General features: G+C 33.7%; 10 protein-coding genes. All 10 read right to left on the bottom strand.

Annotation, left to right across the window (positions count from 1 at the left end):
• Positions 1-5,442: phage tail tape measure protein (locus tag VIM70_RS01645; RefSeq protein WP_331943478.1), on the bottom strand; the 5,442-nt coding region annotated here is incomplete at its 3' end.
• 49 nt (positions 5,443-5,491) lie between these two features.
• Positions 5,492-5,971: a hypothetical protein gene (locus VIM70_RS01640; protein WP_331943476.1), complete on the bottom strand. Its 480-nt coding sequence runs from the start codon at positions 5,969-5,971 to the stop codon at positions 5,492-5,494.
• A gap of 13 nt (positions 5,972-5,984) precedes the next feature.
• Positions 5,985-6,536 carry a hypothetical protein gene (locus VIM70_RS01635; protein ID WP_331943474.1) on the bottom strand — a complete coding sequence of 184 codons (552 nt, stop codon included), beginning with the start codon at positions 6,534-6,536 and terminating at the stop codon, positions 5,985-5,987.
• A gap of 47 nt (positions 6,537-6,583) precedes the next feature.
• The gene (locus VIM70_RS01630) at positions 6,584-7,606 is read right to left on the bottom strand and encodes a tyrosine-type recombinase/integrase (RefSeq protein WP_331943472.1); all 1,023 of its coding nucleotides are present in this window, start codon (positions 7,604-7,606) and stop codon (positions 6,584-6,586) included.
• Between the two features lie 25 nt (positions 7,607-7,631).
• Positions 7,632-8,168: a RusA family crossover junction endodeoxyribonuclease gene (locus VIM70_RS01625; RefSeq protein WP_331943480.1), complete on the bottom strand. Its 537-nt coding sequence runs from the start codon at positions 8,166-8,168 to the stop codon at positions 7,632-7,634.
• Between the two features lie 111 nt (positions 8,169-8,279).
• Positions 8,280-8,537 (bottom strand): hypothetical protein, encoded by a 258-nt coding sequence (locus VIM70_RS01620; RefSeq protein WP_331943470.1) that lies wholly within the window; start codon positions 8,535-8,537, stop codon positions 8,280-8,282.
• 15 nt (positions 8,538-8,552) lie between these two features.
• Positions 8,553-9,299: a hypothetical protein gene (locus tag VIM70_RS01615; protein WP_331943468.1), complete on the bottom strand. Its 747-nt coding sequence runs from the start codon at positions 9,297-9,299 to the stop codon at positions 8,553-8,555.
• 64 nt (positions 9,300-9,363) lie between these two features.
• On the bottom strand, positions 9,364-10,077 hold the full coding sequence (locus VIM70_RS01610; protein WP_331943466.1) for a hypothetical protein: 714 nt from the start codon (positions 10,075-10,077) through the stop codon (positions 9,364-9,366).
• A gap of 8 nt (positions 10,078-10,085) precedes the next feature.
• Positions 10,086-10,517 (bottom strand): hypothetical protein, encoded by a 432-nt coding sequence (locus VIM70_RS01605; protein ID WP_331943464.1) that lies wholly within the window; start codon positions 10,515-10,517, stop codon positions 10,086-10,088.
• Between the two features lie 58 nt (positions 10,518-10,575).
• Entirely contained in the window at positions 10,576-11,820 is a 1,245-nt protein-coding gene (locus VIM70_RS01600; protein ID WP_331943462.1) for a hypothetical protein, read from the bottom strand.
• Positions 11,821-11,829 lie beyond the last annotated feature (9 nt).

Below are 11,829 nucleotides of genomic sequence, written 5' to 3'. Positions count from 1 at the left end.
TATATTGAATTCAGGTATTTTAAAATTACTCATAAATGATTTTGATATATTAATAGCTTTCAGGAGGTTTGAGGTATCAATTTTATTTAACACTAATTCTTTTTCATGAAGCATTGCAAGTTTTCCACCAGAAAAACTGCCCGTATATTGTCCACCAGTATCAAACTTAGAAATATAATTAGAAGATGCCCATCCAGTTTTCTTACCTTTAGCAGTATCATACTTTACATTGTACCAACTGCCACTTTGACCTATAATCTCCATTACTTCATTTGCAAACAATTTACCAATTACAGTTCCATTTGGACTATTACGAACATTAAGAGTAGAAGCGTCATGGACTTTACCTCTGCTACCAGTAGACGGAGCAGGATTAGCAACAGGTGCAGGTTGAGCAACCGAAGCAGGAGTAGCAGTAGGTGTGGAAGTAGCAGAAATCCCAGATATACCGTTACTTGCAATATTCACCTTTTGCATCAGACTCAATAAATCTTGAAAACTTTGCCCCATTTTTTCTGCCTGAGCGATGTTAATTTGACTAAAGTCCTCTGAGAATTTAGTCAATTCTGCTTTGATATTTGCGATATTCCCCTTAATAATATCTTCTCGCATAGTTGCCCATTTTTGCTCATTGTTGATAAGTTCTGTATAGGTATATTCAATGGATGTAGTGGTATCTTTAGTTTTCTTGTCTTCTAGAGTTTTTTGGTCTTCAAGATTTTGTTTTCGCAAATCTAATTCATGTTTGCTTTGAGTATCAGCAATGGCAGATTGTTTATCAGCTAATTGCTGTTCTAAGACAAAACGTTTTGCCCTTGCTTCAATACTATTATCAAGAGATAAAACATTTATTTCCGATTGAGTCTTCTGAACATCTTTTTGAGCTTTGTCTAGATTCTTTGTGTAATCCTGAGCATTTGCTTCATCATCTAATTTTTTGATTTCTGCATCGATATGATCCATTACTGTAGTATGACGTTCATTTTCTGCATCTATAGCAATATTCTTTTGTGTCTCAACTGCTTTTTTATAGACATCTATGATGGAATTTGCTTCTTCAGTACGAAGGGATACAATTTCCTCTGATACGGCTTTTATCGCGTCTACATTTGCGGTCCATGCTTGACGTAATTTTTGAATCTTAGCAAACTCTATATCCATATTTTTTTGAGATATAGCAGACTGAGCATTATATTCAGCTATATAAGAAGATGATTGTTCATTACTAGCAGTGAACCAATTAGAATGATTTTGAGCGCCTTGAGCATTAATTTTATTATTTGCATCATTAAGTTGATTTATTTGTGTTATTTGATTTCCGATTAGCTCATTAGATTTGGATATTGTTAATGCATAATCATTGTTGGACTTTGCCTGTGCAATCTCTTTGGTTAAATCGTCTGACCTTGCTTTTGTTAATAATGCTTGTGCATTTGCTTCTTTGATTAGGGCATCAGTGTTATCTAGGACGGCAGGAGCTTCTACTGAACCCTTCCCACTTATTTCATCTATTGCTGTTTGGTTTGTCTTTCTAGAATTATAATCAGAGAGTATGGTTTTTACATATTTTTGAGTTTCAGCATAAGGAGGAATGCCATTGTATTTAGTAACTGCACCAGGACCAGCATTATAAGCTGCTAAAGCTAGTGATATATCTCCACCAAATTTATCAAGTTGTTGTTTTAGATATTTAGCTCCTCCTGCTAGATTCTGTGCAGGGTCATAGCTATTAGTTACTCCAAGTGCTTTAGCAGTTCCAGGCATTAATTGCGTTAAACCTACAGCACCAGAAGGACTTACAACACCAGCTCTAAATCCACTTTCCTGTTTTACCAAAGCATCTAAAAGAGTTGCAGAAATTCCATTTTGTTTTGCTGCTGCACGAATTAAATCTGCATATGGGCCTGTTACTGCTTCTTGTGCTTCTCCTGAATTAGAACCACCTGTACCATTGGGGGGAGTATAACTACCACTAGTAGGTGTTTTTGCTAAATCACTAGCTTTTAAATTAGATAAAGTATCCCATGCACTACTTGTTAGATTTGCTTGGTTCAGCATTTTATTAGCTGTCGCTAAAAGGTTGCCAGCTTCAGATACTCTATTATTATTTAAGATAGAAAAATGCTCTTGTTGATCAGTATTTCCACCTTTGTCAATTTGTGAAGCATAAGCAGCGTTTCTAGCTTCAAGTGCTTTAACTTCTGCCCCAATAGCAGCAATCCTTTTAGTAGTTGCGTCAATTATAGCTTGAGTCTCTAATTTATGAGCCTCGGCAGATGATTTTAAAGAACTAAGTTCTATAGTAGCAAGTGCTTCTTGTGCAGTTTGGTTAGCCTTTAAGGCATCAATATTTACACCAATTGCACTAGTCTTATCATTCATAACCTTGCTATATTCAGGATATTTATCAATCATCTTTTGATTTAAAGACGATTCTTCTTCAGTTAATTTATTCCCTTTGACAAGTTTATCTGCAACCTTTTGGTAACTAGTTATTAATTGTCCATTGGCAGCATTCTCACGAATCTTTAGAGCAATCTTTTGTGAATCTGCTTGAACAGACCCATAATCTAACGCAGTAGCTTCTTTTTTTGCAACGTTGTATTGTTGTTGAGCATCATCTACTGACTTTATTTTGCCCTCTAGAACAGCAAGAGCTTGTTGTTTAGCTTCTATTGCCCCATTATCAGTTGAAATAGTTTGACCATAATCATCAACGCTGGTGATATTGCCCATCGACTGTAAGACTAAAATATCTTCTTTTAATTTTTGAATTTGTTTTTGATTCTCATCATAGTTCATTGCCTTTTTCATAGCTTCTAATGCTACGGTAGCATCGTCTATTTTTTTAGGGTCTAGTGTATTTTGAAAATCAGCCAACGAAGTGTTAAAATCGGCCTGAGCTTTATTTGATTCCTCTAATTGTTGTTTTACTTTTGCTTGCTGATTAGCATATGAAACAAGTCCATATGTTAAAGCACTTACAGCAACTACAGCAAGGACTATAGGATTTGTTAATAACCCTAGCATTGATGCACCAAAAGCTCTTAATCCAGTTGAAGCAACAGCCAAAGAAGCAGGGAAAACTCCACCGAAAAATGCACTTGTACTTAATACTGATGCACCTAATTCTATCATTGAAGTTATTGCGCCAATAATTGCTTTACTCTGAAATATAGTCATTGTAGCTAATGCGGTAAATATAGCAGTGTTTAGAAAACCAAATTGCGTAGTTACATTACCAATGGCAGTTACAAATGAAGTTAATCCCCCTATTGCACTATTGATAAAAGTAGATGATAATAAATTCAACCAAATTTTTTGGGTTGCATTGGTTAAGTCATTTAATTTTGCTTCTGTAGATTTTGCGAATTCACCGTATCTAGTCATCGCAGAACCACTAGAATCTAATTGAGCTGATTGTAATTTTAATGCGGTATCCATGTTGTTCATTAATATCAGAAAATTCTCTCTTTGCCTTGTGCCAGCTAGAGCTTTTGCTGTAGCACTTTGTTCTACTTGGGAAAGAGTATTCCATTTACCACTTAACTCATTAATTACAGCAGAGAAATCTTTGAATTCACCAGATGTTTCCCTTACTGATATTTTTGCATATTTTTGGAAGTCCCTTTCCACGTTGGAAACGTCTTCATTATCCGCATCGAATTTTTTACCTCCCTTTACATCCTGGAAACGAGCGAACATAGTTTTAAAAGACTCACCAATAGAACTAGCAGATTTTCTACTAACGCTACTTACCGTTCCTATATAACTCACCAAATCACTAAAACTAGTTCCTGCCATTTGAGCTGAAACTGAGGTTCTTTCTAATGCAGTACCTAACTCTTTAGTTGAAGTAGCAGACATATTATCGACTGTTGTTAATTTATCAACTACAGTCATTGCTTCATCTGCATTCATTTTAAAACCATTCGTAATTGCAATAAGTTGATCTGCACTGGACTTAGAATCTTGGCCAGCAATTGCACCCATTACAGTTGAAGATTGAATTAATTTTAATGTCTCTTCTTGGGTATGTCCTGCTCTTAGGAATTCCTCTGCCGATGCCATTACTTCTGCTGTTGTAGAATGTAGTTGAGAAGCTAAGTCGGCATATGCTTTTGTCATTTCCATAACTGAGTCTCGTGTAATACCAGTAATCATTTGTATATTTGTCATAGATTTGTCAAGAGTATTTATGAATGTAAATCCTTCTTTTATTTTTGATAGAGTTCCAAAAATAAGACCACCAACAATTGTCCACTGAGCCATCTTTATTCCATTATTTACCAAATCTGCCCCGAACCCTTGAGTAGCAACCCTTGCCTCATTTATACCTGTACGAATCCTCGACATTGAGGTATTTATTGAAGCTGTTTGAGTTCTAAATCCATCTGCGTCCAAAACAGAACTACTTAATCCTGCAACAGTACCTTGAACAGCACCTATTTGAGATTGCACAGCAGGAGTTTGAGCTAAACTACCACCACTTGCTTGAATATTACGGATTGCTAAGGCATTGCGTTCCTGGTAGAGTCCAATTTGCCTTCTCAATTCAGCAGTTTCTTGTTCAGTAGTAACAACTGTTTGCCTAGCTGTTTCTGCATTTCTAGTATCTAATACTTCCCGTTCTCTAGCAGCCTGTAAATACATTTCTTCATATCTATTACCATTTGCTTGTGAAGAATTCATTCTAGTCTGTGCTTGAGCAATAGTTTCATTTGAACCTAGAATTGATTGTTCTATCTGTCTTTGAGCAGAAGTAGTTGTTGCTACTCTTTGTGCTTCTTCATTAGCAGTCATTCTTCTTGCTGTGTCACTTGCTTCTTGATGTGCTCTAAGTCTTGATTGCTCATCTCTTTGTGCTTGAACATATGCCTGATCTGAAGCATTATTAACAGCAGTGTTTCCTGCTAAAGCAACAGCATTATCCCTACTAGCTCTAGCTAATTGTGATCGCTCATTACCCCTACCAATTGCATTAGCAAGTTTATCTGCTTCATTTCTAGCTATCTTTAAAGTATCAGTATAAGACCTAGTTCTATCAGTTAAAACAGTTGTGTAATCGCCAGCTTTGCTTACCAATGTTTTAAAAGTGTCTACTTCTTTAACTCCACGACCGAGACTATCAGTAAATTCTCTTGTCTTGGAACTGATTTTTTCTATCTGCTCTCCTGTGCTAGTTGTAAAAATTTTAAACTTCTCACTTGTTTTATCTAGAGAACTAGAGTCTATATTTAGTCTTATTGCTTTATTTGCTTCACTATTAAGAGTTTGTATTTTTGAGGTGAGTGCATTTAACGCAGTGCTATCCGTAGTGACTTTTAGTATTAAAGGATCACCATTAATCTTTGCCTGAATCCCTTGTATATCTGTTAATATTTTCTTCTGTGAGACTTCCGATAATATCGCCTGTATATTAATCTGAATCATATCTGACATTAATTTAATCAACTCCTCTACATGAAAAATAGAGGGTGATTCCCTCTAACTACATTGAACGTATCCCCTCATTCAGTAATGCTTTTACTAGTATTTCTTTCGCTTTACCATTTTGTAAATCTTGCTTAGTTTTTTCTATAAATGGGCGAGGTTTTAAATAATCCGAACTGCCCATATAATCATATTCTCCGTAACCTGAACCATCTCCATATTCAACTAATCCTGCAAGTGAAAAAGGATCTTTATTATTGGGATTATAATTTTGATTGCTCATTGTGTTATTTTCTACATTTAGTACGACCATATTACCGCCCGAAAATGTCTCTGATTTCATCTGATTAACGTCAGACAAACCACCATTATCTTCTCTCCTTATATATTGCTTAGGAGAGTATGCGTCATAAACAACAGCCTTTACGTTATCTGATTCTAATTGTTTAACTTCAGATGCTACGGTAGTTGCCATAGCTTTTTGTACTTTTAACAAAAGATATGTTTCTAATTCTTTCATGCTATTGAAATTAGGCATTGAGAATTACCTCCTATAACACCTTTTTCTTACGAGGTGTTGATTTAGGTTTGGGTGCATTGAAGCTAGAAATGATACTTGGAAGTTTACCCATAATTTCTCCTAGTTCTCCCTGAGCTGGGAGCTTGAGTGCGATTTTATTTAATACCTGACTAAGAATAGAAGCAACACTATTACTAAGTTCGATTTCTTGAGCAATTTCACTTTCTAGTGTTTGAGTAAAATCACTGTAATCGCAGTTTATTCTTACACATTCAATTACCCCATGTTCTTTACAGAAATCATAAAATTCAACAGCTAGTGCAGAATCAATATTATTTTCTAAATCTGTTAACCCTTCAAATTCAATGTCTGTGAAATTAGCTAGGATGTAGAGAGATGTGAATAAAGTTTTTAGAGTATAATCTATTTTTATAAACCCAGATTCATCTTTAGAGAGGGAAATTAGGATTATATTATCAATTATGTTTTGTTGAGAAGAGATAGGGACGTAGTTGGGTTTTATTAGAGTTGGGAGATTTGTATTGCCTGATTGGATCTTTTCTTTTAATTCGTTGAATTTCATTATTTTTGACTCCTTTTAATTTTGTTATTTAGTTGCTATTAGGTAAATTAAATGAAAGCATCTTCAACATCTTCTGAACCATCCCTAATTATATAAATCTCAGTAGTTGTTGAACTCTTATGTCCTAACAATGCCTGTGCAGCCTTAATATCCTTATTCTCATACAACACAAGATCCGTGGCTCGCTTTTCTCTCAGTTGGTGAGGATGGACACGTCTATTAATAACTTTACTAAAGTCATCCTTGCACCAATCATTAAACAAACCTTCTCCTGCTTGACGATATTCACCCTGAGATTTAGTTACAAATACATAGGGGCAATCATCTTCTCCACGAACTTCTAACCATTTATTAATAGCGTCCATAGCAGATTGATCAAACTTTAACTTTCTTACCTCACCAATAACTCCTTTACCCTTACAGCGAGTCTCTTGAGTGGCATAGAAAGTAATAGTTTTTGTTTCTTCTGTACCATCATCATTCTTGATTTTCTTTTCCTTAATAATAGGAGCATAGTCAACAACTTCTTTGAGTAGTTGCCTGGATTCTGCTCTTCTACAAGCTGTTGAATAAGTGAATTTTAAATAAGCTAATTTCTGCCACTGCCCACGGTTTTCAAGGTCTTTTAAAAGCAATTCCCATTCTTCTGCATTCATTGGTTGTTTTACATGTAAATCGTTAAGGGCAGGAGCCGAAATTTTCTTAGTTATGAAGTTTTTGAACAAGGGATGCTCATCTTCATAAAATGTAATAATATATCCATTTAAAGAACTAATTGCAGCACGTTTTAATCTAACTCCAGAAGAAGACATTCCTCTTCTAACAAGGAAGTTTTGATATTTTAGAAAGTCTCTACTTTTAATCTCTAATAATGATTTATCTTCACAATGCTCATAAACCCAAAAGAAGAATATATGTAATGCTGATAAATATTGTCGAAGTGTTTTAGGAGAGAGGTTCGTGGATTCTAATAAAAACTCTTTTGTAATATCACGATTGAATTTATTTAGTTTATTCCATTGTTCGTTTGTAACTGTTGGAAGCTTTTCTGCAATTGATACTTCTGCCATTTATACGCCATCCTTATTCTTATTATTATTTGTATGCTTTAAATTTACTACAAACCATGTCAATAATCTCTTCTTGAATCCTGCCTTCAACAGCTTTATTAATGATACTACAATTATTTTTATATCTTTTACATTTGATGCAATTAGATTCAAATTCTTCTAATTGTGTGACAGTAGGGAATATCCCCACATAATCAACAGGATAAATAGCAATATTAATATGTGGGTCTTTTGAATCATAAAAAATGCCATTTACTCTTTCACATGTGGTATTATCATCTATCCAAATTAATTGTGTATCTGTAATGGAATCTAGGAGTAATTTAAAGTAGTTATTTGCATCTTTATCTATCCTATCGAAATAAAAAACACAGTCAACATAAAAATGTTGCGTCTTATTAGGTCTTAAATTCCATCCTTGAATTTTTACTTGCTCATTTATGTATTTGATAAAGTTCTTCTTATACTTTTTTGCTTCAGCAGTTTCATACATTGTTACCATAGGTTTGCCATGAGCAATAAAAGGTCTTGGTTTTAAATAATGGTTTACTGAAACTGGGATAGGTGATATTAAATTAAGTATATTTGGAATATTAATTCACTCCTTGTCGTTATTCTAAAAAGGGATAAAAAAAGAGAAGAAGACAAACAAATGTCGTCCTCTCTTTATGAGTTATTTCTTAATCTTTATATCTATTGTTTTCTTTTCTATTTTTACTTCGTCTGCAAATTCTACGTCTTCCCACTTAATATTCTTAGGAGTGAAAAGCATCTTGATATAATCTTCTTCTCCTTCAAACTCCAAAACACCATCAGTAAAATAGAGTTTATCTTCTTTCTTAACAATATGATAAACTTTATCCATATGTATACCACTTGGAGGGAAAGCATAGCAAGTATAAGATAATTTAACCTTGTCGAATCTTATCATTGAATAATCCCCCTATTAGACCTCTACATAGTGCATCATATTACCAGCACTATCGGCAAGAATATCCCATTCGATTGAGAGTTTAGCCACGTTGTCTACGTCCATTGTCAGGCTTACATTTGATTTTGGTTTTACATTAAGTAATTGATATTGAACAAATTTATCAACTTGATCTGTCCCCCGAATCGCCGAATCTGCATAAATCTTGAACCCTGAAGGAAATGATGCATTATCAACTGTAAATTTACTAACAGTCGAATCTACCAAATAGTAAGCAACAATATACCCAGCAGTAGAAAAAGTTGTAGCATTAAGCGTCAATGCTAATGTAGCAATACTATATGTATTTGGAGTAGTAGCAGGGGTTCCTGCAAGTTGCTCGATATCTTGAGAAACCATATCGCTATTGAGTTTAAATACAGACAAAGAACCTGCTTTTGGAGCAACTAAAAGACTTGCACCGCCACCACCAGCTTGAACTGCAAGAACTTCTCTCTTAGCGATTGACATACTTGTGCTTGTGATAGTTGTACCAAAAAGCATTGCGATCATCTTTGTTTCAAAGATCTCCATTTCAGTTTTAAACGTACCTTCACGAGCCTTATCCCAACGAATTGCTTTAGTTGTTTTATTGAACGCATAGACAGAGTCCGAAGTAAAGTCAATCGAGGAAGTTTTAGCATAGTTGCAATACATTACAGGTTTGTTTGTTAGAGTTGAAATGATTTGCAAATTTGCACAGTCTTTAATACCATATAACATTGTTAATTATCCCCTTTCAATAATAGATTTATATTTAATTTATAATAAAGAGTCTTACAACTCATTATTCTTTTGGTTTGTAATTGAGTTTTATCAACTCTGACCAATGTTTGTCTTCGATTAAATCTTTTTCACCTGAAATCAAATAAATACTAAAACTATCTTCATAGCTACTAATCCCCATAATTGTTTTATAGCAATTAATTATTCTCCATAAAGACCATTTTTTTATTTCCTCAATAGGTATATGATATCTACCACCAAATTCACATACATTAAGTACATCTTCCAATTTCAGTTCATTCTTTTTGGCATTTCTAGCCCTACCTGCCTGAAGTTTCTCCCAAATATCCCTTTGAATATCATTAGCAAAAGTCTTTCTTTCTGCCTTTTGACGTTCTCTGCTACATATTTCTAATATCGTTTCCGCAAATTCATCAAAGTTATCTTTATGTAATCTTCCTTTAAACCCCTTAAACGCTATTCCTTTTTCATCGGAATCCATTTCAGATTTGCAGAAAAATTCTAAAGACATGAATAGATAACCCATAAATTCTTGTGAACTACATAAAAGATCAAAATTAGTTAAATCTTCTTTTTGCTCGTCTGTTAAATCAACTGAAACATTATCAAGAGTAATATAGTAGGGAAGAAGGAGTTTTTCAAATTCATCTATCCCATATTTTAATATTTCTTCAAAACTTGGTTGATGAATAACACAGACATCGTAGAAATTTATAGGGTATTGCACTTTTAGATATAAATTATATTTATCCATAATTTCACCTACTGAAATTCAGTTGATTTATAGCAGATATAAACCCCAGAGTAATTTTCATTTACAATAAATTCATCCATCTCATAGAATGGTAATTTACCCAACCCTAAATCTCTTGAGGAATTAAAAACTTCATCTATGTACCCAAGAAGCATATCATATCGAATTGAACCATAATCAGTCTTTAACAATGAGTTGTGCGTTATAATGTAGAAGTAAATACTACCATTTTTATATGTCATTCCATCATGTCTGTAACTAAACTTCATTGTAATAAAACTATTCGCTTCTGTTTGTGCAGTAGGCACAAATCTCCACGGATAAATTTGTGAGTAAACTAAAGAAGACACATCAAAATCAACTGGCAGAGGTACATCTAGAAAATTATCTTCATTGTTTACAAGGCACTTTACGATATTGTCATTTTGAATTAACTTCATTAATATATTTGTCTTATTTTGACCAAGTTCACTAAATCTTGAAATTTCTATTCACCCCTTACATAAGTGATTTGATCTGGATTCTTAATTCATTAGAACATGAATCAATATCATTACGACTCTTTAATCTAACATATCCATAAATGCTACTCGAATTGGCTTTCACAATAATAGTTTCACCATAAGTTCCAGATGTAGAAATGACTGAAGCTAAGGCTGTTGAAGATACTCCATCATCAGCAAATAAACCCCAAATAATATTTCTCATATCGGAAATGCCATTATTAGTTACAATTGCACTATATGTACTTTGCTGACTAACTTTAATACTACTAGAGCCACTAATTGCCAATGCATTATTTGGAACTACAGCTATATTACCATTAACAATAATATTAGTAACGACATTGTGGTAAGAAGCTCCAATATTAGATATTCCTGTTCCAACGCAAGTAATAGTTAGTGTACTATTATCTACGGTAGATACATTAAGATTATCATTAGTGATAGATAGAATTGGAGAAATTTCTTCAATACCATTTGCAAAACATTTCAAAATGATAACCGAAGTTTCGTTAGTGAATAGTAAGTTTACAATAGGATTACTAATCAATTGCATAGTATAGACAATCTGATGTGAATAATAATTAGCAATACCCAATTCTAAATTATCATCAACTACAATCAAGTCTTTCTTAATCCTTACATCCAACAACCCAACATTTGAAATTGCATCCACACCGAGCACACTATAAGCACTCCCACTCAATATAAATCTTGTATTCAAATCAATATTGCTTGAGTCTGCTGTATTAGGACATGAAATGATATATTCATCTGATGCAAGAGAGATAAATTTATCTATGCTTAGACTTATATTGCCTTTGCCAATTATACAAGGAATGGATATGAGATTTGATTGTGGGGAATAAAATTTTAGGATGTTGTTACTTTCCTGCATGACCCCTTTATAGTAAATATCATTAAATTGTTCACTTTTAGTTACAATATAATCCCTGCCTAAATAGAAGAACAAATCTCCAATATCTAATACTTCAGTTGGTCTCAACAAAATAGCTTTCCCATCATCAACTTTTTCTCCTCTAGCACTAGAACTATTATCAGTAATTATAGCTCCTACAGGAGTAACAATATTGTCTCTAGTCCTTTGTATCTCAAAATAACTAGGATTATCATCAGTAAATTGTGATAATACCATTGCACTAAAATCATTCTTTTCTCTTTCACCTTGAGAACTTCCACCATTCAAAACTCTAATAGAATTTGCTTCTCTAATGCTCAAATATTATCA

This window comes from Clostridium sp. (assembly GCF_036569345.1).
GTDB lineage: Bacteria > Bacillota > Clostridia > Clostridiales > Clostridiaceae > Clostridium_AD.
Note: the sequence above shows the minus strand (reverse complement) of the source record. Positions and strands in the feature narration are given on the sequence as shown.

What these genes read in the sequence shown, in the direction of transcription:
- VIM70_RS01640 (WP_331943476.1), bottom strand. Translation starts at nt 5,971, where the DNA reads ATGCCTAATTTCAATAGCATGAAAGAATTAGAAACATATCTTTTGTTA.
- VIM70_RS01635 (WP_331943474.1), bottom strand. Translation starts at nt 6,536, where the DNA reads ATGAAATTCAACGAATTAAAAGAAAAGATCCAATCAGGCAATACAAAT.
- VIM70_RS01630 (WP_331943472.1), bottom strand. Translation starts at nt 7,606, where the DNA reads ATGGCAGAAGTATCAATTGCAGAAAAGCTTCCAACAGTTACAAACGAA.
- VIM70_RS01620 (WP_331943470.1), bottom strand. Translation starts at nt 8,537, where the DNA reads ATGATAAGATTCGACAAGGTTAAATTATCTTATACTTGCTATGCTTTC.
- VIM70_RS01615 (WP_331943468.1), bottom strand. Translation starts at nt 9,299, where the DNA reads ATGTTATATGGTATTAAAGACTGTGCAAATTTGCAAATCATTTCAACT.
- VIM70_RS01610 (WP_331943466.1), bottom strand. Translation starts at nt 10,077, where the DNA reads ATGGATAAATATAATTTATATCTAAAAGTGCAATACCCTATAAATTTC.
- VIM70_RS01605 (WP_331943464.1), bottom strand. Translation starts at nt 10,517, where the DNA reads ATGAAGTTAATTCAAAATGACAATATCGTAAAGTGCCTTGTAAACAAT.